Source organism: Streptomyces sp. NPDC055099 (assembly GCF_053607685.1).
In genome coordinates, this window is the sequence record NZ_JBSGUA010000014.1 from 108,934 (window position 1) to 129,085 (window position 20,152).

The following is a 20,152-nucleotide window of genomic DNA, read 5'->3' on the forward strand; positions in this document are numbered from 1 at the left end:
AGCCGCTCAGCCGCTCAGCCGGAGGCCTTCGCCTCCGACAGCGGGCTCGCGATGTCCTCCAGGGAGCGCCGTTCCGCCTTCACCGCGAACACCGCTGCCACCAGACCCGCCGCGCACATCAGCCCCGCGCCGATCTGGAAGGCGAGGACCGTGTCGCCGACGACGCCCGACTCGGTCAGCTTGGCGAAGATCAGCGGACCGCTGATGCCGCCGGCCGCCGTGCCGATGGCGTAGAAGAAGGCGATCGCCATGGCGCGGGTCTCCATGGGGAAGATCTCGGAGACCGTGAGGTAGGCGCTGCTCGCGCCCGCCGAAGCGAAGAACAGGACCACGCACCAGCAGGCCGTGAGCGTCGCCGCGCTGAGCGAACCGCGGTCGAAGAGCCAGGCCGTGCCGAAGAGCAGGACGCCCGAGATGATGTACGTCGACGAGATCATGATCCGGCGGCCGACCGTGTCGAAGAGCTTGCCGAGGAAGAGCGGGCCCAGGAAGTTGCCCGCGGCGATGACGGCGAAGTAGTAACCCGTGTTGCCCGAGGGGACGTCGAAGAACTTGGTGAGGATCGCGCCGAAGCCGAAGGTGATCGCGTTGTAGAGGAACGCCTGGCCGATGAAGAGGGACAGGCCGAGCACCGCGCGCTTGGGGTAGTCGCGGAAGACGGTCTTGGCGATGAGTCCGAAGCCGATGCTCTTGCGCTGGTGGATGGTGATCTCGCGCTCGGGCGGCGGCAGGCGTTCGCCCTTCTCCTCCTCGATCTCCCGCTCCACCGACGTGACGAGGGCGTCCGCCTCCTCGCCGCGGCCGTGGATGAACTGCCAGCGCGGGCTCTCCGGGACGTGCCGGCGTACGAGGAGGATCACCAGGCCGAGTACGACGCCGAGGGCGAAGGTGAGCCGCCAGCCGAGGTCCTTGGGGAAGATGCTGGTGTTCAGCATGACGACCGAGAGCAGCGAGCCGCCGATCGCGCCCAGCCAGTAGCTGCCGTTGATGATCAGGTCCACGCGCCCGCGGTACTTGGACGGGATGAGTTCGTCGATGGCCGAGTTGATGGCCGCGTACTCGCCGCCGATGCCGAAGCCGGTGAGGAAGCGGAAGAGGAAGAACCACCAGGCGTCGAAGGACAGCGCGGTGAGGGCGGTGGCGCCGAGGTACACCGCGAGGGTGACCATGAAGAGCTTCTTCCGGCCGAATTTGTCCGTGAGGCGGCCGAAGAAGAGGGCGCCCGCGCAGGCTCCCGCGACATACAGGGCCGCCGCGGTGCCGGTCACCTGGGCGGAGCTGATGGCGAGGCCGCTGCCCTCCTCGGAGAGGCGGCTCGCGATGTTGCCGACGGTGGTGACTTCCAGGCCGTCGAGAATCCAGACCGTGCCGAGGCCGATCACGATCATCCAGTGCCAGCGGGACCAGGGCAGCCGGTCCAGGCGGGCGGGCACGGCCGTGGTGACGGTGCCGGTCCCGCCGTCGGCGCGCTCGGGGTCGGGGGGCGGCGGCGAGGCGGGCGTGGACGACGCGGTCATGGCGGGCGGCTCCTTCCGCTGCTCCCACGTCGCCGGGTTGCTGCCGCGGTCTGCTCCCGCGGCTCGGGCGACGGCCCTCTCGGCGTCGGGAGAGCTCCTCCAGAGTGCCCGGCAAAGGCGCCTTCACGCGCGTTGGAACCACCGGAAGGCCCCCCGGCCGGGAGCCATCCCTCTACGCCCCCAGCAGCCGCGACACCGAATAGATCGCGAGTCCCGCCAGCGCCCCCACCACCGTGCCGTTGATCCGGATGAACTGGAGGTCGCGGCCGATGTGGGCCTCGATCTTCTTCGACGTGTGCTCGGCGTCCCAGCCCGCGACCGTGTCGGTGATGAGGGAGGTGATCTCGTCGCGGTACGTCGTCACCACGTACACCGCGGCGCCCTCGACCCAGCCGTCGACCTTCTGCTGGAGCCGTCCGTCCGTCGCCATCCGCGAGCCGAGCGAGAGCAGCGCGGCCCGCACCCGCAGGCGCAGCTCGCTGCGCTCGTCCTCGGCGGCGGCCACGATCATCCCTCGTACGGCCGACCAGGCGGAGGCGATCAGGTCCTGCACCTCGCCGCGGCCGAGGACCTCGCGCTTGAGGCGCTCCACGCGCTCGCGGGTGTCCGAGTCGGACTGGAGGTCGGCGGCGAAGTCCGCGAGGAAGCGGTCGACGGCTCCGCGCGCGGGGTGCTCGGGCATGTCCCGCATCTCGGTGAGGAAGCGCAGGAGCTCCTTGTAGACCCGCTCGCCGACCTTCTTGTCGACGAACCGCGGGGTCCAGCCGGGGGCACCGCCCTGCACGGCGTCCATGACCGACTCGTCGTGCTCGACCAGCCAGTCGTGGGCGCGTACGCAGACCAGGTCCACGACTCGTTTGTGGCCGCCGTCCGCGACGACCTTCTCCAGCATCTTTCCGATGCCGGGAGCGATCTCCTGGGCGTCGGCACGGCGCGTGATGGCCTCGCCGACAACCGCCTGGACGTCGGAGTCGCGCAGGACCGTCAGGGCGCCGCGCAGGGCCGTGGCCAGCTCGGCGGTCACCCGGTCGGCGTGATCGGGGTCCGCGAGCCAGGTGCCGAGGCGGCTGCCGATGCCCACCGCGCGCAGCCGTCCCCGTACGACATCCGATGAGAGAAAGTTCTCGCCCACGAAGTCGCCCAGGGAGGCGCCCAGTTGATCCTTCTTGTTCGGGATGATCGCCGTGTGCGGGATGGGCAGGCCCAGCGGGTGGCGGAAGAGCGCCGTCACGGCGAACCAGTCGGCGAGCGCGCCGACCATGCCTGCCTCGGCCGCCGCGGCGACATAGCCCGCCCAGGCTCCGGCGCCGGAGTTCTGGGCCCATTTGGCGAGGACGTAGACGAGGGCGACGAAGACGAGGAGGCCCGTCGCGGTGATCTTCATCCGGCGGACGCCGCGCCGCTTCTCCTCGTCGGCGGGGCTGTACGTGAACCCGCCCCCGCCGCCGGCCGGAGCGGAGCCGCCGGAGCCCGTCAGGACGCCGCTTGAAGGGCCCTGCTCACGGGAATGCTGCCCGGAAGCACCCCCTTCGGACGCATCCTCCGGAATTGAACGATTCGTACGTTCCACTCACTCCACCTGACCCGTTCGCGTGGTTCGCGGCGTCCTCATACGTATTGTCCCTGCCGCTCTGCGTCCCTTCCTGACCGACTCCTGGAACGGACCACAAGTTCCCGGCGTCTCAATGGTCGGAGGGGGGCAGTGTCGGCCGCCTCACGGCCCATGACGCATCATGGGGTGATCACATCGGAGCCTCGATCAGGCTCCCCCTGCTCGAGGAGACACAGCCCGCATGACCAAGCGTCACGGTTATGCCCTGCTTGCCGCGGTCCTCGCGGTAATAGTGGTGATTTCCGCCGCCATATACCTCGGTGTATCCACGGACGACGGATCTCAGGACACCATCAGCGCGGGGCCCCGAGGCCCGCGCAACTCCGCGGCGCCCGCATCGGCCGGCACCTGGGTCGGCTCATGGGCCGCATCCCCCGCGGCAGCCGAACCAAACACGCACCGCAACGGCTTCGCGGGCCGCTCCATCCGCAATGTCGTGCACACCAGTGTCGGCGGCGACAGCGCCCGCATCACCCTGTCGAACCTGTACGGGCAGCAGCCGCTGAGCATCACCCACGCCTCCATCGCCGTCGCCGCGGGGTCGAACAACCCGGCGGCCGCACCGGGCACCCTGCGCCGCCTGGCCTTCAACGGCAACACCTCCGTGGTGATCCCCGCCGGTCAGCAGGTCATGAGCGACGCGGTCCGGCTGCGCGTGCCCCACGACGGCGACCTCCTGGTCTCGACGTACTCGCCGACCCCTTCGGGCCCGGTCACCTTCCACCCGCACGCCCGCCAGGTCAGCTACGTCGCCGAGGGTGACCGCACCGAGGACCCGAACGGCGCCGCGTACACCCAGCAGAGCACCTCCTGGCGCTACCTCTCGGCCGTGGACGTGCTGAGCAACGAGTCGGACGGCACCGTCGTCGTCTTCGGTGACTCGCTCACCGACGGCATCTCCTCCACGATGGGCGCCAACGCCCGCTGGACCGACACCCTGGCCGACCGCCTGCGCGACGAGTCGGGCGCCCCGCGCTACGGCGTCGTGAACGCGGGGATCAGCGGCAACCGCGTCCTCTCGGACGGCAACGGCACACCCGCGGACAACCCGAGCGGCCTCTCGCGCTTCGACCGCGACGTGCTCGACCGGACGGGCGTCAAGGCCGTCGTCGTCGCCCTCGGCGTGAACGACATCCTGCGCAACCCGCACCAGAACGACCCCGACCGCATCGTGGAGGGCCTGCGCGAACTGACGCGCCAGGCGCACACGCGCGGCCTGCGGGTCGTCGGGGCGACGCTGATGCCGTTCGGCGGCCACCGGGGGTACGAACCGGCGCTGGAGAACGTGCGCCAGGCGGTGAACGAGCAGATCCGCGACGGCAAGGTCTTCGACGAGTTCGTCGACTTCGACAAGGCCCTGCGCGACCCGTACGACCCCCGCAAGCTGCGCGGTGCGTACGACTCGGGCGACCACCTGCACCCGAGCGACCTGGGCTACCGCAAGATGGCCGAGACGTTCAACCTGACGCACCTGCGGGGCTCCGCGGCCGCCGAGCTGTAGCGGCAGCCCACACCACCGGGGGCGGGCGCTAGTCGGCGCCCCCGGGGCCGTAGTCCCCCGGCGCCGGGTGCGAGGAGTCCGAACCCCGGTGGTGTCCCCCGTGGCCCCCGTGCCGCCCCCGGAGCCGCTCGCCGCGCTCAAGCTGCGCCGCACGCCGTTCCTCGCGCCGCTCCAGCTTCTCGCGGCGGCGCTCCTCCTTGATCCGCAGGCGCTCCGCCCGCGGCAGCTTGCGGTCCACGCCGACCCCGCCCATCAGGGCGAACCCCGTGACCGTCACGCGCGGGGAGCCGGGCGTGCCCTCGCCGGTGGCCTTGTCCTCGAAGCCGCCCATGATCCCGAAGCCCTTGACCCGGACGTCCAGTTCGGGCGGCACGGTCACCTGGATCCCGCCCATGATCGTGAAGCAGCGGATCTCGACGTCACGGTCCGCGAACCGCGCCTCGCGCAGGTCGATCTCGCCGCCGCCCATCAGCGCGAACGCGGTGAACCGCGAGCCCACCGTCCAGGTGCCCTTGCGCATGAACCCGCTCCAGAACGCGAAGCCGCCCGTGGAGGTCGGCTCGCCGCCCATGCGGGACGGCCAGTCGATGCCGCCCTCACCCGCGGCGCCCGGCTTCACCATGGACACCTTGGCGCCCACCGCCGGCAGATCCCGCGTGATCGGCTCCAACTCGCCGTACGTACGCGCCTTGTACGTCGCGTCCAGGCGCTCCTCGAACTCCGCCATGTCCAGTCGGCCCTCGGCCACGGCGTCACGGAGTCGTTCGGCGACACGTTCACGGTCGGCGTCGGCGGCCCGGAGATCCGGGAGATGAGGCTGCTCGTCGGTCATGTGAAGCAGCCTACGAGGTCGCCTTCTCCGCGTACATCTTGGCGATGACCGCCTCGATGTCGGGTTCCCTGACCGACAGGTCGACCATCGGATACCGGGCCGCGACCCGGGCGACAAGTGGAGCTGCCGACTCCGCGGCGGGGAAGGCGAGCCACTGCCGCGGCCCCTCCACCTTCACCACCCGCGCCGACTCCACCTCGATGGGCGGCAGTTCACGCTCCAGGTCCACGACCAGGGTCCGCTCGCTCTCGCCCACCTCGTGCAGCCCCGCCAGCGGCCCGTCGTACATCAGCCGCCCGTGGTCGATGACCATCACCCGCTTGCAGAGCTGCTCGATGTCGGTCAGGTCGTGCGTGGTGAGCAGGACCGTCGTCCCCGCCTCCGCGTTCAAGTCCCGCAGGAACTCCCGGACCTTGGCCTTGCTGATCACGTCGAGACCGATCGTCGGCTCGTCCAGGTAGAGCACCTCCGGATCGTGCAGAAGCGCCGCCGCGATGTCACCGCGCATCCGCTGGCCGAGCGAGAGCTGACGCACGGGGACGTCCAACAGTGCGCCCAGCTCCAGGAGTTCCACACAGCGCTCCAGGTTCTCCTTGAAGCGGGCGTCCGGGATGCGGTACATGCGGTGCATCAGGCGGTAGGAGTCGATCAGCGGCAGGTCCCACCACAGCGTGGTGCGCTGCCCGAAGACCACACCGATGCGCCGCGCGAGACGGGCCCGCTCGCGGGAGGGATCGATCCCCGCGACCCGCAGCCGGCCGCCGCTCGGCGTCAGGATGCCGGTCAGCATCTTGATCGTCGTCGACTTGCCGGCGCCGTTCGGGCCGATGTAGCCGACCATCTCGCCGCGTGGCACGGTGAAGCTGATGCCGTCGACGGCACGCACCTCGTGCCTCTCACGCCGCATGAAGCCGGTCTTCTTGCGTACGTCGAAGACTTTCTCGACCCCGTCCAGCTCGATGAGGTCCGGTCCCAGAGGTTCCATGGCGGTTCAGCTCCCTGTGCTGCGGTACGAACGAAGGCCCGTGCGCCAGGCGAAGCCCGCGAGCGCGAGTAGGAGGGCGGCCACGAGCGGCGGCGTGAACGCCACCCACGTCGGCAGGTCCAGCGGATAGGGGCGCCCCAGGACGTACAGCGCGGGAATCCAGTTCACGAAGGCCAGCGGCAGGATGAAGGTGACGCCCCGCACCAGGTCCTTGGCGAAGACGGTCGGCGGGAACTGGAGCAGCGTGGTCCCGCCGTACGTGAAGGCGTTCTGCACCTCGGCCGCGTCCTGCGCCACGAACTGGAAGGCCGCGCCGCCCACGAAGACGGCCGCGAAGATGCCCGCGCCGCAGAGCAGCATCAGCGGGACCATCAGCGCCTTCAACGGGGTCCAGGCGATGTCCAGAACCACCAGGGCGTACACGAGGACGAGCGCGCCCTGCAGCAGGCGTCCGACCCTGTGCAGCCCGAAGCGGTCGGCGGCGACCTGCGCGATCACCGGGGCGGGCCGCACCAGGAGCGTGTCGAGCGTGCCGTCGCGCACCCGCTTCCCGAGCCGGTCCATGGACCCCAGGGAGAGGTCGGCGAGCCCGAACGACGTGCACGTGGCCCCGTACAGGAAGGCGATCTCGGAGAGTGAGTAGCCGCCGAGGCGGTCCACCTGGGAGAACATCAGCAGGATCGCCGCGAAGTCGAAGGCGGTCACCGCGAAGTTGCCGAACGCGGTCATCACGAAGGACAGCCGGTAGGCCATCAGGGAGCGAATCCACATGGCGGAGATCAGCCGGTAGGCGCGCAGCCCGTCCCGCACCTGCGTAAGCCCTCCCCGCGCGCGCGTCAGGTCAGCCACCCTGGACCACCACCCGACGCGTGGCCACGGCCTGAAGGAGCCGCCCGGCCGTGAGCAGCGCCGCCGCCCAGCCGATCTGGAAGGCGTACGTCCGCAACAGGTCCACGCCCGTGTGCTTGCCGAGAAACACGTCGGCGGGCACCTGGAGCAGCGCCGACCAGGGCAGCGCGCGGGCGAACTCGCCGAGCGCGCCCGGGAAGACGTTCAGCGGGAGCAGCATCCCGGAGAAGAAGGTGCCCGCGAGCATCGCCACCTGGGTGGTGCCCGCGCCGTCCATCAGCCAGAACGCGGAGAGCGCCACCAGGAAGCGGATCGCGAAGCTGACCAGGGCGCCGAGGATCACGGCGAGCAGGAAGGCGAGCCAGCGCAGCGGTTCGGTGGGCAGGGCCAGGTCGAAGACGAGCGCGCCGACCACCATCGGCACGACACCGCGCCCGAGCAGCTGGAACAGGGCGCGGCCCAGGTCGGTCGCCAGCCACCAGAGCTGCAGGTCGGCGGGGCGGTACAGGTCGACGGCGATGTCCCCGGTGCGGATGCGCTCGATCAGCTCGCCCTCGAAGCCGCCGCCCATCAGCGCCATCACCGTGAGCAGCGCCTGCCCCAGCCAGACGAACGTCAACGCCTGGGACTGGTCGTAACCGCCGAGTCCCGGCCGCTCGTCCCACAGCGCGATATAGGTGTAGGCGAGGATCAGCCCGAAGACCGTGTTGGTGAACACTCCCGCCAGGGTCGCCGTCCGGTAGGTCGCGTACCGTCTGAAGCCTCCCTGGGCGACGGCCGCGTACAAGCGGAACCGTCCTGTACGCACACGCATCCCCTTTAACGAGAGCCTTGACGAATTTACGAGAGCCTTGACCGAAGCCCTGCCCGGCCTGGGCCAAAGGGACGGAGCCTAGTGCGGACGTCATCGCTCGTGCCAGGCATTTTCCGCACGCGGCGCGTGCCTGGCGGGGAACGCATGAAGCGACAGTGTGCAATGGGTCGTACGAGGCGTACGTGACGTGCGACGCGAACCGGGAGTTCCACGAGACATGAGCAGCGAAGAGCCGCAGCAGCAGGGCGCCGGGAAACCCGAGGGATGGGCGCCCCGCGAACCCGTGGACACCCCGGCCGACACGGCGTCCGACACCCCGGCAGGTGCCCCGGCCGGCACTCCGGAGGCCGCGGACGCCGAAGGCAGCACCGGCAAGAACGGCAAGAAGAAGCGCCCCAAGCGCAAGGGCTGGCGGCGGATCTTCCCCACCTGGCGCATGGTCCTCGGCGGTTTCATCCTGCTGATCCTGCTCTGCGTCGGCGGCTTCGTCGCCGGCTACATGATCGTCGAGATCCCGCCCGCCAACGCTGCGGCCACCGCCCAGAGCAACGTCTACCTCTACGCCGACGGCAGCCAACTGGCCCGCGACGGCGAGGTAAACCGCGAGAACGTCCCGCTGAGCCAGATCCCCAAGGAAGTCCAGCACGCCGCGCTCGCCGCCGAGGACCGCGACTTCTACAGCGAGTCCGCGGTCGACCCCAAGGCGATGATCCGCGCCGCCTACAACACCGTCACCGGCAAGGGGAAGCAGTCCGGTTCGACGATCACCCAGCAGTTCGTGAAGAACTACTACCTCGGCCAGGAACAGACGATCACCCGTAAGGCCAAGGAGTTCTTCATCTCCATCAAGCTGGACCGCGAGGTGAGCAAGGACGACATCCTCGCCGGATATCTGAACACCAGCTACTTCGGGCGCAACGCGTACGGCGTCCAGGCCGCGGCCCAGGCCTACTTCGGCGAGGACGTCAAGGACCTCGACACCGCCCAGGGCGCCTACCTCGCGACGCTCCTCAACTCCCCCAACGCCTACGACGTGGCCACCCACCCGGAGAACAAGCAGCGCGCCGAGGGCCGCTGGAACTACGTCCTGGACGGCATGGTCAAGGAGGGCTGGCTCAGCGCCGCCGAACGGGCGAAGACCAAGTTCCCCGCACCCAAGGAGGCCAAGGGCGCCTCCGGCCTCTCCGGCCAGCGCGGCTACCTCGTACAAGCCGTCGAGGACTACCTCACGTCCAACGACATCGTCGACGAGGACACCCTGGCCAAGGGCGGCTACCGCATCACCACGACCCTTCAGAAGGACCGCCAGGACGCCTTCAAGGAAGCCGTCGACGAGCAGGTGATGTCCAAGATCGACAAGAAGGCCCGCAAGGTCGACCGCAACGTACGCGCGGGCGGCGCCTCGATCGACCCCAAGACCGGCAAGGTCGTCGCGATGTACGGCGGCATCGACTACACCAAGCAGTACGTCAACAACGCCACCCGCCGCGACTACCAAGTGGGCTCCACCTTCAAGCCGTTCGTCTTCACCTCGGCCGTGGAGAACGGCTCCGTCACCCAGGACGGACAGCTCATCACCCCCAACACGATCTACGACGGCACCAACAAGCGCCCCGTGCAGGGCTGGGATGGCGGGGCGTACGCCCCCGAGAACGAGGACGACGTCGACTACGGCGACATCACCGTCAGGACCGCCACCGACAAGTCCGTCAACTCCGTGTACGCGCAGATGGCCGTCGACGTCGGCTCGGACAAGGTCAAGGACACCGCCGTCGCCCTCGGCGTCCCCGAGAGCACCCCCGACCTGACCGCGTCCCCCTCCATCGCGCTCGGCCCGTCCACGGCCTCCGTCCTGGACATGACCGAGGCGTACGCGACGCTCGCCAACCACGGCAAGCACCCCACGTACACGATGGTCGAGAAGGTCACCAAGGGCGGCCAGGAGGTCGAACTGCCCGAGCCGAGGACCGCGCAGGCCGTCAGCCGCGAGGCAGCCGACACCACCACCTCGATCCTGCAGAGCGTCGTCGACGGCGGCACCGGCACGGCCGCCCAGGCCGCGGGCCGCCCCGCCGCCGGCAAGACCGGCACCGCCGAGGAGGACAAGGCGGCCTGGTTCGCGGGCTACACCCCCGAACTCGCCACCGTGGTCTCCGTGATGGGCCAGAACCCCGACACCGGCGCGCACACCCCGCTCTACGGGGCGCTCGGCCAGGCCCGCATCAACGGCGGCGGCTACCCCGCGCAGATCTGGGCCCAGTTCACCAGGGACGCCCTGGAGGGCGAACCGGTGCAGGACTTCGACCTGGAGCTGGAGGACGGCGCCGACGTGCCGCCGGTCCCGGACCCCACGGACGTCGAGGAGGACCCGGCCACCGGCGGGGCCGTCACGGGCGGCGACGACACCACGCAGGGCCAGGACCAGGGGCAGCCCCAGGGTCAGGATCAGGGCCAGACCGAGGGCCAGGACCAAGGGCAGACCGAGGGTCAGGACCAGGGCCAGATCGAGGGCCAGGACCAAGGGCAGACGCAGGGCGGCCCGACGGACGGCGGCACCACCGACGGCTCGACGGCCGACGGCGGCGCCACCGCCGACGGAGGCGCCGCCCAGGGCGGCCAGACCGACGGCACCACCGCGGACGGCGGAACAGGCGTCGACGAGGGAGCCCTGGGCGGCGGCTTCACGGAAGGCACGGCGGCCAGAAGGGAGGGCGAGGGCAGCCCGGCGTACTACGACTACTAGCGCGCCGGGCACGAGCGCCCTGACTGCCGGCGCCCCCGCAGCAGTGCCCGTACTAGTGCCCCGAGGTCGCCTTCAGGCCCACCACGGCGACCAGCAGCAGCACCACGAAGAAGATCCGCGCGGCGGTGGCCGGCTCACCGAGGACCATCATCCCGACCACCGCCGCACCGGCGGCACCGATGCCGACCCACACCCCGTACGCCGTACCGATCGGCAGCGTCTTGGCGGCATGCGAGAGCAGCATCATGCTCGCGACGATCCCGAGACCGGTGAACACGCTCGGCCACAGCCGCGTGAACCCCTCGGTGAACTTCATCCCGATCGACCAGCCCACCTCGAGCAGACCGGCGACGATCAACAGAACCCAGGCCATGACGGCACCTCCGACACGTGAGACGCGCGATCGCGTCACTTGAATGGGGGTGCGTCGTCTTTGCGGAAACCCGGTACGGCGCGTCTCGTCGGGGTCCTTCCAAGGTAGCAAAGGACACGCGTAAGGGGCTGGTGACCATGGTCACCAGCCCCTTGCCGACACCTTCTGAACGGCCTGAACGGCTACAGATACAGCCCCGTCGAATCCTCGGAGCCCTCGAACCGGTCGGCGGCCACGGCATGCAGATCGCGCTCACGCATCAGCACGTACGCCACACCCCGCACCTCCACCTCGGCCCGGTCCTCCGGGTCGTAGAGCACCCGGTCACCCGGCTCCACCGCCCGCACGTTCTGCCCCACGGCGACGACCTCCGCCCAGGCCAGACGCCTGCCGACAGCGGCGGTCGCGGGAATCAGGATGCCGCCGCCGGACTTGCGCTCGCCCTCGGCGGTGTCCTGCCGCACGAGCACACGGTCGTGCAGCATCCGGATGGGCAGCTTGTCGTCGTGGGGGCTGTGTCCCCGGCTCTTGGCGCTCACGCCCCGAACCTACCTGCCCACGGCCCGCACGGACGATGCCGGGTCAGCCCTTGCGGCGCCGCGTGCTCACCGCGAGCATCCCCACCAGACCCACGACCACCAGCGCCACCGGCACGATGCGCTCCAGACGCGGCGCACCGTCCTCGTGCACCAGCTGGGCCCGCACATCGGACACCACGCGGTTCGCACCGACGTACGCCCGCCCGAGGGAGTTGTCCACACTCGCGACGACCTTGGCCTTCGCGTCACCCACGATCGTCTTCGGGTGAACCCGCACCCCGATCTCGTCGAGCGTCTCGGCGAGCGTCACGCGACGGCGCTTGATGTCCGCCTCGATCTGCGCCGGGGTCCTGATATCCGACGTGTCCGACACCGCGCTGCCTCCGTGGTCGTGTCCGGCTGTCTGATCCTTCAGTACGTCTCGCCGACAGTCTGTCAGCTCCACGCGCACAGCACCCCACGGCACCCCTATTACGCTCGACTCCGTCACCAGACGTTTCACGAACACCCCGTTACGAGCACCTGCGCGAGGAGACCGAAGATGAGCGAGCGACTCACCCCCGGCGACACGGCCCCGGCCTTCACCCTGCCGGACGCGGACGGCAACGAGGTCTCCCTCGCCGACCACAAGGGCCGCAAGGTCATCGTCTACTTCTACCCGGCCGCCCTCACCCCCGGCTGCACCAAGCAGGCCTGCGACTTCACGGACAACCTCGACGCCCTCGCCACCGCCGGGTACGACGTCATCGGCGTGTCCCCCGACAAGCCGGAGAAGCTGGCCAAGTTCCGCGAGCAGGAGAACCTCAAGGTCACGCTGGTCGGCGACCCCTCCAAGGAGACCCTGGAGGCCTACGGCGCCTTCGGCGAGAAGAAGCTGTACGGCAAGACCGTGACCGGCGTCATCCGCTCCACGGTCGTCGTCGACGAGGCGGGCAAGGTCGAGCACGCCTTCTACAACGTCAAGGCGACGGGCCACGTAGCCAAGATCATCAAGGACCTGGGCATCTGACCCGGACCCACTCCCCCCGGCGACTGTGACGAACGCCCCCTTCAAGGGGGCGTTCGTTTGCGTCGGCCAACTTCGAGCAAGTGATGCCAGGAGGATTGTTCGCAGAACGGAAGGACTACCCATGGCGGCCCACGACGAGGCAGCGGCCGACGCCGACGCGGTCAAGCGGCACCGCACCCTGTTCCGGGCCGTCAAACGGCGCAAAGACCCCCCGCTGCGCCGCACCGACATCACGGTCACGGACGAGGCCGCGGTCAAGCGAGCGGTCAAGGCCGCGTCGCTCGGCAACGCCATGGAATGGTTCGACTTCGGCATCTACAGCTACCTCGCCGTCACCATCGGCCACGTCTTCTTCCCTTCCGGGAACGACACGGTCCAGCTCATCTCGTCGTTCGCGACCTTCGCGGTGTCCTTCCTCGTACGCCCCATCGGTGGCATGGTCTTCGGCCCAATGGGCGACAAGATCGGCCGCAAGAAGGTCCTCGCCCTCACGATGATCCTCATGGCCATCGGCACCCTCGCCATCGGCCTGATCCCGTCCTACGCCACCATCGGCTTCTGGGCCCCGGTCCTGCTGATCTTCTTCCGTCTCGTCCAGGGCTTCTCCACCGGCGGTGAGTACGGCGGCGCCTCCACCTTCATCGCCGAGTACGCCCCCGACAAGCGCCGCGGCTTCTTCGGCAGCTTCCTGGAGATGGGCACCCTGGCCGGCTACACCGGCGCCGCGGGCCTCGTCCTCATCCTCAACAGCGCACTCGGCGCGGACACCATGGAGCAGTGGGGCTGGCGCGTCCCCTTCCTCGTCGCGGGCCCGCTCGGCCTCGTCGGCCTCTACCTGCGGCTGAAGCTCGACGAGACACCCGCGTTCCAGAAGATGGAGGACGCCACCTTCCACGCGGCGTCCGAGGGCGCCTCCACCGTCGAGACGACGGCCAAGGGCGACCTCGCCAAGATCTTCCGCGAGCACTGGCCGACGCTGATCCTCTGCATCGCCCTCGTCGGCGCGTACAACATCACCGACTACATGCTGCTCTCCTACATGCCGACGTACCTCTCCGACGAACTCGGCTACGACGACTCGCACGGCCTCCTTATCCTCATCGGCACCATGATCGTCCTGATGCTGCTCATCACCCAGGTCGGCAAGCTCTCCGACCGCTTCGGGCGCAAGCCGCTCCTGATGACGGGCATGGTCAGCTTCTTCGTCATCTCCATCCCGGCGTTCCTCCTGATCAAGCAGGGCAGCCTGATCGCGGTCTCCGCCGGCATGCTCCTCCTGGGGCTCTCCCTGCTCTGCCTCCTCGGCACGATGTCGGCGACGCTCCCGGCCCTGTTCCCGACCTCGGTCCGCTACGGCTCCCTGTCGGTGGGCTACAACATCTCCGCCTCCCTCTTCGGCGGCACGGCTCCCCTGGTCATCACATCCCTGATCAGCGTCACGGGCACGGACATGATCCCGGCGTACTACTCGATGGCGGCGGCGCTGGTGGGCATCATCGCGGTCTCCTGCATGAAGGAAACGGCCCAGAAGCCGTTGTCGGGCTCCCCGCCGTCGGTAGGAACGAAGGAGGAGGCCGCGGAAATGGTCGAGGCAGCGGCCCCGGTGCCCCGCTTCTGACCCCTCCCACCCCTACCCGGCTTGGAACGGCCTGCCCCGCTTAAGTGGGGCAGGCCGTTCCGCATTTCGGGCGTGACTGTCCGATAAGCGGTTCGTTAGCCCGTACGAGGCTGCAACAGGCGGCCGGAACGGGAGGGCTACATGGCGGTTCGGTACACCCGCGCGCTGCTGGAGGAAGCAGCCCGGGAGACATCAACGTGGGACGAGGCGGTGCTGTGGTGCGGGGGCGTTCCCACGCCCGGCAGCCGGCGCTATCTGCGCCGGGTAATGGAGGTTGAGGGAATCGACACTTCGCACTTCCCGAAACAGTGGGTGCGGCATACGGAGGAACAGCTCCGTGCGGCAGTGGCACGGTCCGCCACCATGCGGGAGGTCGTGCGCAACCTCGGCATCAGCAACGTGGGCGGCAACCATGCGCACATCAGCCGCCGGGTAGCCGCTCTCGGAATCGACATATCGCACTTCGTCACTCCACGCGGCAGGCCCAAGGGATCTCTTGGCCCCGTGCTCGCCCTGAGATCTCCTGATGAAGGGAGAATCCCCGGCACGCGGCTTCGCCGGGAACTGCTGCGGGCCGGGGTGACCGACGAGTGCGCGGAGTGCGGCGTCGGCGACGAATGGAACGGCGAGCCACTTCGGCTCGAAGTCGATCACATCAACGGAGACTGGTGGGACAACCGCCGCGGGAACCTTCGCCTCGTCTGCCCCAACTGCCACGCGGTGACAGACACTTACCGGGGGCGTAAGAGGAGTACCGCATGAGCCAGGTCAAGTATCCGCGCACGACGCTGGACCGGCTGGCCCCCTCCTGCGCCAGCCTGGTGGACTTGATGCGACGGCTGGGCATGCCGATGGGGGCAGGGCCCCGCAGGTACCTTCGTGACCGCCTCCAGCACTACGGGATCGACACCACGCATTTCCGCGAGGAGCCACTACCCGAACGCCCGCCCCGCTCCTATGCGAAGGACACTCTGGCGGAAGCCGCAGCCCGGTCCTCCAGCATCCGAGAGATGTTCCTGCACATGGGCATCCCACCGGAGGACGGCCCGTACGCACACGTCAAGAAGAAGCTGGCCCAGTTCGGAATCGACACAAGCCACTTCACCTGGCGGCGCGGCGAGGCCGCCGACAGTCTCTTTCCACGCGAAGACCTCGCACGCGCCGTTGCCGAGTCTCACGGATTGGCCGGAGTGATGCGGGCGTTGGGCTGCTCCTCGCTCGGTGGCGCCGGGCGCGCAAAAGCCATGCGCAGCATCGAGGCCTACAAGCTTTCGACCGACCACTTCGTCGGTCAAGGGCACAACATCGGTCGACCCGGGGCCAATCGCAAAAGCGCCGATGAGATCCTGGTCCAGCTTCCCCCGGACGTGGGCCGTATCCGGACCACCATGCTGCGGCGGGCTCTCGACGACATCGGCGCACCGCGCATCTGCGGGGCATGCGGCTTGGGCGAGATCTGGCGGGGCAAGCGACTCGTCCTGGAGATCGACCACATCAACGGCGATCGTCTGGACAACCGCCGCGAGAACATTCGCTATCTGTGCCCCTCATGCCACAGCCAGACCAGAACCTTCTCGAACCGTCGCCGCCCGACGCAGTAGAGTGGCGCGACGGGCCCGTATCCCAGCTGGTAAAGAGGATGCCGGTTTAGATCCGGTATGTCGTGGGTTCGAGTCCCACCGGGCCCACACGATGAAAGGGCGCGACGTACGAACGACGCGCCCTTTCACGCGCCCTCTCAGCCCAACAGCTCCCGCACCACCGGCACCAGCGCCCGGAACGCCTTCCCCCGGTGGCTGATCGCGTTCTTTTCCGCTGCGGAGAGTTCCGCGCACGTCCGCGTTTCCCCCTCCGGCTGGAGGATCGGGTCGTAGCCGAAGCCGCCCGTGCCGGATGCGGTGTGGCGGAGGGTGCCGCGGAGTTGGCCCTCCACCACCCGCTCCGTGCCGTCCGGCAACGCGAGGGCCGCCGCGCAGGCGAAGTGGGCGCCCCGGTGGGTGTCCGCGTCGATGTCCCCCAGCTGGGCCAGCAGCAGCTTCAGGTTCGCGGCGTCGTCGCCGTGCTTGCCCGCCCAGCGGGCGGAGAAGATGCCGGGGGCTCCGCCGAGGACGTCGACGCAGAGGCCGGAGTCGTCGGCGACGGCGGGGAGGCCGGTGGCCTTGGCGAGGGCGTGGGCCTTGAGGAGGGCGTTCTCGGCGAAGGTGACGCCGGTCTCCCTGACGTCGGGGATCTCGGGGTAGGCGTCCGCGCCGACGAGCTCGTGGGTGAGCCCTGCGTCGGCGAGGATCGCCTTGAGTTCCGTGATCTTGCCGGCGTTGCGGGTGGCGAGGATGAGGCGGGTCATGGCGTCCAGTATCCAAGCCTCAAGAAGTTACGGCGTGCAGACCTTGGTCAGCTCGCTCGTGGCGTCCACGATCGGCTTGAGGTCGGGTGTCGCGTCTCCGTTGTTGATGGAGTCGCGGACGTTGCCGACGGCCTTGTCGAGGTCGTCGACGGCCTTGTTCACGTCGGTGTCGTCGGTCTTGTCGCCGATCTCGTCGATGTTCTTGTCGATCTTGTCGAGTGCTTCGTCCGCCTGCGTGGGGTCGTCGCCGGCCTTCTCGACGGCCTGCTGGAGGTCGGTGACGCTGTCGGCTATGGCGTCCGCGGTCTGGACGCAGTCGAGCGCCTTGTTGACGGCGTCGCAGCCGACGAGTCCTACGCCCGCCGGTACGGCGATCAGAACTGACGTGATGGCGATGGCGATACGGCGGTGGCGCGCGGCCATGGATGGGTCCCTCCCCGAGTGCTGTCACGGGCGCACGGCTTTGCCCGTGCGCCCGTATCGGTAAGAACGCTTGTGGAGGGCTTGATGGTTGCTTGCCGAGCCGTCCGGTTGGCGGCCGCGCGGGCCGGCGGTCCTACTTGGTCGCTTCGAGTGCTTCGCGCTGGAACGCGGCGAGGTCCTCGCAGCCGCCGACGGCGAGGTCGAGCAGTGCGTTGAGTTCCTTGCGGTCAAAGGGCTCGGCCTCGGCGGTGCCCTGGACCTCGACGAAGCGGCCGTCGCCGGTGCAGACGACGTTCATGTCGGTGTCGGCCTTGACGTCTTCCTCGTAGCGGAGGTCGAGGAGGGGTACGCCGTCGACGATGCCGACGGAGACGGCAGAGACGGTGTCGGTGAGGGGCTTGCGGCCGGCCTTGATGAGCTTCTTGCCCTGGGCCCAGGCGACGGCGTCGGCGAGGGCGACGTAGGCGCCGGTGATGGCGGCGGTGCGGGTGCCGCCGTCGGCCTGGAGGACGTCGCAGTCGAGGACGATGGTGTTCTCGCCGAGTGCCTTGTAGTCGATGACGGCGCGCAGGGAACGTCCGATGAGGCGGCTGATCTCGTGGGTGCGGCCGCCGATCTTGCCGCGTACGGATTCGCGGTCGCCGCGGGTGTTGGTGGAGCGCGGGAGCATCGAGTATTCGGCGGTGACCCAGCCTTCGCCGCTGCCCTTGCGCCAGCGGGGGACGCCCTCGGTGACGGAGGCGGTGCAGAAGACCTTGGTGTCGCCGAAGGAGATGAGGACGGAGCCTTCGGCGTGCTTGCTCCAGCCGCGTTCGATGGTGACCGGGCGGAGCTGTTGGGGGGTGCGGCCGTCGATGCGGGGCGCGGTGAGCGGCGTGGAGGAAGGCGTGGAGGACATGCGGTCGAGCCTATCGGCACATGGCTGAGGGCCCTGACCGGTTGTCGGCAGGGCCCTCGGCGGTGGATCCGGCTGGGTTCAGCTGAGTGTCAGCCGAGTTCAGCTGCTCACATCATGTCTTCGATGTCGGCGGCGATGGGGTCGGCGTCGGTGCCGATGACGACCTGGATCGCGGTGCCCATCTTGACGACTCCGTGGGCGCCTGCGGCCTTCAGGGCGGCGTCGTCGACGAGGCTCGGGTCGTGGACCTCGGTGCGGAGGCGGGTGATGCAGCCCTCGACCTCTTCGATGTTCTCGATGCCGCCGAGCCCGGCGACGATCTTCTCAGCCTTGCTGGCCATGGTGTTCTCCCTGTTCTCAAAGGACGCGGCCTCACCACACCGTGGGTCCGCTTTGTCACGGTAACGCACGGTTGGAGCATCTTCGCGGGCGGCTACGGCACTCGTACCCAATGATGGCGATCAAGGTGCCATCCCTCACGGCGATCCTCGTGCCACTCCTGCCGGGACGGCACCGCACTCGTTCCGCAACTGGTCTACACCAGTTTTCAACGCCCGCCAAACCTGGCTTGTTCCGGAGGGGACGCCGATGAGTACCGACGCAGCAGCGGTGCCGCAGAAGAAGTGGTGGAACGGCCTGTTCCAGGGCCTCCAGAAGATGGGCCGCAGCCTCCAGCTCCCCATCGCCGTGCTGCCCGCCGCCGGCATCCTCAACCGTCTCGGACAGCCGGATGTCTTCGGCGCGGACGGTCTCGGCTGGGACAACGTCGCCAAGGTCTTCGCGGCGGCGGGTGGTTCGCTCCTGGACTCCACGCTCGGTCTGCCCCTGCTGTTCTGCATCGGTGTGGCGATCGGCATGGCCAAGAAGGCGGACGGTTCCACGGCGCTCGCGGCGGTGGTGGGCTTCCTCGTGTACTACGCGGTGCTGCGGGCCTTTCCCGACGACTGCCCGGCGGACACCACGTTCGGGGCGGCGGGCATGTGGAGCGGGGTCTGCATCGCGGAGGACGGAACGCCCGCGCAGGCCGCGTACCAGAATCCAGGGGTCTTCGGCGGCATCGTGATGGGGCTGCTCGCCGCGTGGTTCTGGCAGCGCTATCACCGCGTGAAGCTGGTCGACTGGCTGGGCTTCTTCAACGGCCGCCGGCTGGTGCCGATCATCATGGCCTTCGTCGGTCTGGTCTTCGCGGGGCTGTGCGTGTGGATCTGGCCGCCGATCGGTGACGCGCTGACCAGCTTCTCCAAGTGGCTCGTGGACCTGGGGTGGCTGGGCTCCGGGATCTTCGGCGTGGCCAACCGCGCGCTGCTCACGATCGGCCTGCACCAGTTCCTGAACACGTTCGTCTGGTTCCAGTTCGGTGACTACGAGAAGCCCGACGGCACGATGGTGCACGGCGACATCAACCGGTTCCTGGCGGGCGACCCGACGGCGGGTCAGTTCACGTCGGGCTTCTTCCCGATCATGATGTTCGCGCTGCCCGCGGCGGCCCTGGCGATCACCCACGCGGCCCGGCCGGAGCGCCGCAAGGTGGTCGGCGGTCTGATGCTGTCGGTGGGCCTGACGTCGTTCGTCACCGGCATCACCGAGCCGATCGAGTACTCGTTCCTGTTCATCGCGCCCGCGCTGTACGCGATCCACGCGGTGCTCACCGGTGTCTCGATGGCGGTGACGTGGGCGCTGGGGGTCAAGGACGGCTTCAGCTTCTCGGCGGGTCTCATCGACTACGTCATCAACTGGAGTCTGGCGACCAAACCCTGGCTCATCATCCCCATCGGGCTCGTGTTCGCCGCCGTGTACTACGTCCTGTTCAGCTTCGTGATCCGCAAGTTCGACCTGCATACGCCGGGTCGTGAGCCGGAGGAGGAAGCGGAAGCGCAGGACGCGGAGCAGACGAAGGCGTAGCCGCTGGCAGGGCCGTCGTCCCGGCCTGCTGCCGCGTCACACCGGAAGGCTCCAGGACCCTTTGGTCCTGGGGCCTTTAGGCGTTGATTTCGCGTTATGGCGGACCCCACAAAACTCGTGGGTTCCTTACGTCACCTTCACCGTGCTACAACAGGTCTACACCACTAAATGGTGTAGACCACGCGGCCGTCCG

20 protein-coding genes, 1 tRNA gene and 1 riboswitch are annotated in these 20,152 nt (G+C 69.0%); of the genes, 8 read left to right on the forward strand and 13 right to left on the reverse strand.

What is annotated here, in order from left to right; translation table 11 throughout:
- Positions 1–14 precede the first annotated feature (14 nt).
- Both ACWFRU_RS30170 and ACWFRU_RS30175 read right to left on the reverse strand, forming a co-directional pair.
- Positions 15–1,517 carry an MFS transporter gene (locus tag ACWFRU_RS30170; RefSeq protein ID WP_453691276.1) on the reverse strand — a complete coding sequence of 501 codons (1,503 nt, stop codon included), beginning with the start codon at positions 1,515–1,517 and terminating at the stop codon, positions 15–17.
- Positions 1,518–1,689: 172 nt separating this feature from the next.
- Entirely contained in the window at positions 1,690–3,087 is a 1,398-nt protein-coding gene (locus tag ACWFRU_RS30175; RefSeq protein ID WP_453691277.1) for a DUF445 domain-containing protein, read from the reverse strand.
- A gap of 223 nt (positions 3,088–3,310) precedes the next feature.
- Here ACWFRU_RS30175 and ACWFRU_RS30180 point away from each other — a divergent pair, with 223 nt between their 5' ends.
- Entirely contained in the window at positions 3,311–4,630 is a 1,320-nt protein-coding gene (locus tag ACWFRU_RS30180) for an SGNH/GDSL hydrolase family protein (RefSeq protein WP_453691278.1), read from the forward strand.
- 28 nt (positions 4,631–4,658) lie between these two features.
- Here ACWFRU_RS30180 and ACWFRU_RS30185 read toward each other — a convergent pair whose 3' ends face one another.
- From ACWFRU_RS30185 to ACWFRU_RS30200, 4 genes are read right to left on the reverse strand one after another with little or no spacing between them, the layout of a single operon-like run.
- Positions 4,659–5,462 (reverse strand): DUF1707 SHOCT-like domain-containing protein, encoded by an 804-nt coding sequence (locus ACWFRU_RS30185; RefSeq protein ID WP_453691279.1) that lies wholly within the window; start codon positions 5,460–5,462, stop codon positions 4,659–4,661.
- Positions 5,463–5,472: 10 nt separating this feature from the next.
- Positions 5,473–6,447, reverse strand: a complete 975-nt coding sequence (locus ACWFRU_RS30190) for an ABC transporter ATP-binding protein (RefSeq protein ID WP_453691280.1) — start codon at positions 6,445–6,447, stop codon at positions 5,473–5,475.
- A 6-nt stretch (positions 6,448–6,453) separates the two neighbouring features.
- Positions 6,454–7,296, reverse strand: coding sequence for an ABC transporter permease (locus ACWFRU_RS30195; RefSeq protein ID WP_453691281.1), 843 nt, complete (start codon positions 7,294–7,296; stop codon positions 6,454–6,456).
- Positions 7,289–8,110, reverse strand: a complete 822-nt coding sequence (locus ACWFRU_RS30200) for an ABC transporter permease (protein ID WP_453691282.1) — start codon at positions 8,108–8,110, stop codon at positions 7,289–7,291. The genes ACWFRU_RS30195 and ACWFRU_RS30200 overlap by 8 nt, the downstream gene beginning before the upstream one ends.
- Before the next feature lie 217 nt (positions 8,111–8,327).
- Between ACWFRU_RS30200 and ACWFRU_RS30205 the strand changes: the two genes are divergently transcribed.
- On the forward strand, positions 8,328–10,853 hold the full coding sequence (locus ACWFRU_RS30205) for a transglycosylase domain-containing protein (RefSeq protein WP_453691283.1): 2,526 nt from the start codon (positions 8,328–8,330) through the stop codon (positions 10,851–10,853).
- A 52-nt stretch (positions 10,854–10,905) separates the two neighbouring features.
- On the opposite strand, the gene ACWFRU_RS30210 is transcribed toward ACWFRU_RS30205, so the two are convergent.
- From ACWFRU_RS30210 to ACWFRU_RS30220, 3 genes are all read right to left on the reverse strand, one after another.
- Positions 10,906–11,226 (reverse strand): DMT family transporter, encoded by a 321-nt coding sequence (locus ACWFRU_RS30210; RefSeq protein WP_160505255.1) that lies wholly within the window; start codon positions 11,224–11,226, stop codon positions 10,906–10,908.
- A gap of 48 nt (positions 11,227–11,274) precedes the next feature.
- Positions 11,275–11,345: riboswitch (guanidine-III (ykkC-III) riboswitch) on the reverse strand.
- A 63-nt stretch (positions 11,346–11,408) separates the two neighbouring features.
- Positions 11,409–11,765, reverse strand: coding sequence for a GroES family chaperonin (locus ACWFRU_RS30215; RefSeq protein ID WP_363309366.1), 357 nt, complete (start codon positions 11,763–11,765; stop codon positions 11,409–11,411).
- A gap of 43 nt (positions 11,766–11,808) precedes the next feature.
- A complete protein-coding gene (locus tag ACWFRU_RS30220; protein ID WP_453691284.1) occupies positions 11,809–12,138 on the reverse strand; it encodes a DUF3618 domain-containing protein in 330 nt (109 codons plus the stop codon).
- Positions 12,139–12,306: 168 nt separating this feature from the next.
- On the opposite strand from ACWFRU_RS30220, the gene bcp reads away from it, so the two are divergent.
- The 5 genes from bcp to ACWFRU_RS30245 all read left to right on the forward strand — a co-directional run bounded on the left by bcp (position 12,307) and on the right by ACWFRU_RS30245 (position 16,080).
- Positions 12,307–12,774 carry a thioredoxin-dependent thiol peroxidase gene (gene bcp / locus ACWFRU_RS30225; RefSeq protein WP_363211422.1) on the forward strand — a complete coding sequence of 156 codons (468 nt, stop codon included), beginning with the start codon at positions 12,307–12,309 and terminating at the stop codon, positions 12,772–12,774.
- Between the two features lie 121 nt (positions 12,775–12,895).
- Positions 12,896–14,392: a glycine betaine/L-proline transporter ProP gene (gene proP / locus ACWFRU_RS30230; RefSeq protein ID WP_453691285.1), complete on the forward strand. Its 1,497-nt coding sequence runs from the start codon at positions 12,896–12,898 to the stop codon at positions 14,390–14,392.
- 141 nt (positions 14,393–14,533) lie between these two features.
- Positions 14,534–15,154, forward strand: a complete 621-nt coding sequence (locus ACWFRU_RS30235) for an HNH endonuclease signature motif containing protein (RefSeq protein WP_453691286.1) — start codon at positions 14,534–14,536, stop codon at positions 15,152–15,154.
- Entirely contained in the window at positions 15,151–15,993 is an 843-nt protein-coding gene (locus tag ACWFRU_RS30240) for an HNH endonuclease signature motif containing protein (RefSeq protein WP_453691287.1), read from the forward strand. Before ACWFRU_RS30235 ends, ACWFRU_RS30240 begins: the two co-directional genes overlap by 4 nt.
- 11 nt (positions 15,994–16,004) lie before the next feature.
- Positions 16,005–16,080, forward strand: a tRNA-Leu gene (locus ACWFRU_RS30245).
- Positions 16,081–16,130: 50 nt separating this feature from the next.
- Here ACWFRU_RS30245 and rdgB read toward each other — a convergent pair.
- The 4 genes from rdgB to ACWFRU_RS30265 all read right to left on the reverse strand — a co-directional run bounded on the left by rdgB (position 16,131) and on the right by ACWFRU_RS30265 (position 18,398).
- Positions 16,131–16,736: an RdgB/HAM1 family non-canonical purine NTP pyrophosphatase gene (gene rdgB, locus ACWFRU_RS30250; RefSeq protein ID WP_453691288.1), complete on the reverse strand. Its 606-nt coding sequence runs from the start codon at positions 16,734–16,736 to the stop codon at positions 16,131–16,133.
- A 27-nt stretch (positions 16,737–16,763) separates the two neighbouring features.
- Positions 16,764–17,159 carry a hypothetical protein gene (locus tag ACWFRU_RS30255; protein ID WP_453691289.1) on the reverse strand — a complete coding sequence of 132 codons (396 nt, stop codon included), beginning with the start codon at positions 17,157–17,159 and terminating at the stop codon, positions 16,764–16,766.
- Positions 17,160–17,292: 133 nt separating this feature from the next.
- A complete protein-coding gene (gene rph, locus ACWFRU_RS30260; RefSeq protein WP_453691290.1) occupies positions 17,293–18,057 on the reverse strand; it encodes a ribonuclease PH in 765 nt (254 codons plus the stop codon).
- Between the two features lie 107 nt (positions 18,058–18,164).
- Positions 18,165–18,398, reverse strand: a complete 234-nt coding sequence (locus tag ACWFRU_RS30265) for a glucose PTS transporter subunit EIIB (protein ID WP_409057923.1) — start codon at positions 18,396–18,398, stop codon at positions 18,165–18,167.
- A gap of 247 nt (positions 18,399–18,645) precedes the next feature.
- Between ACWFRU_RS30265 and ACWFRU_RS30270 the strand changes: the two genes are divergently transcribed.
- Entirely contained in the window at positions 18,646–19,959 is a 1,314-nt protein-coding gene (locus ACWFRU_RS30270; RefSeq protein ID WP_453691291.1) for a PTS transporter subunit EIIC, read from the forward strand.
- The last annotated feature ends 193 nt before the right edge of the window (positions 19,960–20,152 follow it).